Source organism: Chitinophaga niastensis, assembly GCF_003014755.1.
Taxonomy (GTDB): domain Bacteria; phylum Bacteroidota; class Bacteroidia; order Chitinophagales; family Chitinophagaceae; genus Chitinophaga; species Chitinophaga niastensis.
Window position 1 is genome coordinate 1 of sequence record NZ_PYAW01000023.1, and the last position, 2,202, is coordinate 2,202.

Annotated in this window: 1 protein-coding gene and 1 pseudogene; both read left to right on the forward strand. The window is 42.3% G+C overall.

The window, feature by feature from the left end; all coding sequences use genetic code 11:
• A partial coding sequence (locus CLV51_RS29320) for an AAA family ATPase (RefSeq protein WP_106531566.1) occupies positions 1–1,194 on the forward strand: 1,194 nt, incomplete at its 5' end.
• Between the two features lie 31 nt (positions 1,195–1,225).
• Positions 1,226–2,202, forward strand: a pseudogene (locus tag CLV51_RS28770) (hypothetical protein); the annotation flags it as partial.

The following is a 2,202-nucleotide window of genomic DNA, read 5'->3' on the forward strand; positions in this document are numbered from 1 at the left end:
TCTCTCAAGGCGCAGCAACTGTTCGTTAATTCTATTGATTCTTTGGGCAGCATGAAGTCCCGCATGCAAGGAAAGCTGGGTAAATTATCCCGGCCTTTACAATCCGGTGGTCCCTACCTGGACAGCCTTCAAAATTCACTTGCTTTCTTAAAACAATCAAAGGATTTATTGAATCAGTCGAAGGGAACTACTGATAAATTAAATGGTTCGCTTAAGTCGGTGGAACAGTTAAAGGATAAGCTACAGCAGGCGGAAGAGATCAAAGCATTTATACGGGAGCGTAAACAATTATTGAATGAACAGCTAAAGCAGTACACCGGTTTTTCAAAAGATCTGCAGAAAATGAATAAGGAAGCTTATTACTATTCCCAGCAGCTGAAAGAATATAAAGAAGTATTTAAAGATAAAAAGAAAGCGGAGCAGAAAGCGATGGAGCTGATGCAAAAAGTTCCTGCTTTTAATGATTTTATACAACAACATTCCCAGCTGGCCAGCTTATTTAATATACAGGGTACTGCTGCTTCTGCGCAAAGCCTGGAAGGATTACAAACACGTAGCCAGGTGGAACAGCTGATTCAGCAACGTATAGGAAGCGGCGGCCCCGGTGCAGGCGCAGGGGTAAGCCAGCAAATGGCAGAAGCCCGCAGTAAGATGGATGAATTGAAAAGTAAGTTCCCGGATCTGGACAACGCTGCAGATATGCCCAACTTTAGGCCGAATCAAATGAAGACCAAAAGTTTTCTGCAAAGATTGGAGTTTGGGAGCAACATCCAGTTTCAGCGCAGCAATAAATTTTTCCCTACCACTGGCGATCTGGCAGGACAGGTAGCTTACAAGTTCCATAAAAACGGGAGTACGGGTGTAGGGCTTTCCTACAAGCTGGGCATGGGCACCGGCTTTGATAATATCCACTTTTCCAATCAGGGAGTAGGTATACGTTCCTTTATTGACTGGAAGTTAAAAGGCACTTTTTTTCTTAATGGTGGTTATGAACAAAACTATCAGCCCAATTATGTAGCGCTACCGGATGGAGTTGGGCAGCAATGGACGCAGAGTGGATTGATAGGGATCAGTAAAAAGTATAAGATCAATAGTAAGATGAAAGGCAATATCATTTTGCTATTTGATTTTCTATATAATCAACATGTACCAAAGACGGATCCTATAAAACTAAGGACCGGTTACACCTTTTGATAATAAAACAATTTTAAATCTATAAATAGTTATGAAGAGAAAAATCTTACAATTAATTCCTGTATTCTGCATGTTTGCCTATTCCACCGTAGCTCAAAATATGGTGTTTGATACTTTGACGGCAAAAGTGGGTGCCAATAAAAATATTACATGGACCACTTCTACTTTTGGGAATGGTTTTGGACATAAGATTTATTCATTTGACCCAGGGGGAAGGACCGATCTCCGGATTGCTGCAAGGAATAATTCTGCTACCTGGACGGATGTGATGAACATCACTTCTTTGGGTAATGTGGGTATTGGAAATGTAAATCCTCAATGTCTTTTCCATGTAACTGCAGTCAACAACACTACCAGCCTGGCTGCTTTATTATGGGGGCAGTATTATGGCACTGCCATTTCAGTACAGGCAACCGGTGCCAGCAACTATGCGCTAATGGTTAATTCTAATCAGAATAGTGACGGTACAGCAGCAAGTGGAGGTACCAAAAATCTTTTATTTGTCAGAGCCGATGGTAATGTGGGAATAGGAACGACTTCCCCTTCGGCAGGTCTGCATGTGACACAGGTGAGCACCTTGCCAAACGGAGACAGGGCCGCAGCAATATTAGGTAACGCCTATAATGACTGGACCTATTTTGGTGGAAATACCGGCGGGAAGATCAGAGGGAGCAATGAGGGATATCTGGTATTGGAAACCAATCCGGGTTCGAATAATGCGATGTTCATGAACTCCGTTTCTTCCGGGAATATTCTAATGGTAAACGGTGGTGGAAATGTAGGTATTGGAACAAATACCACCAACGGATATAAGTTAGCAGTTAATGGTGTTATAGGAGCACGCCGGGTTAAAGTAGAACAGATTACCTGGGCGGATTTCGTATTTCAACCGGAGTATGAACTGCCTTCTCTGCAATATGTAGAAACTTTTATCAAAGAAAATAAGCATCTGCCAGAAATTCCTTCTGCTAAAGAAGTAGAGAAAGATGGGCTGGATTTGGGAGAGAT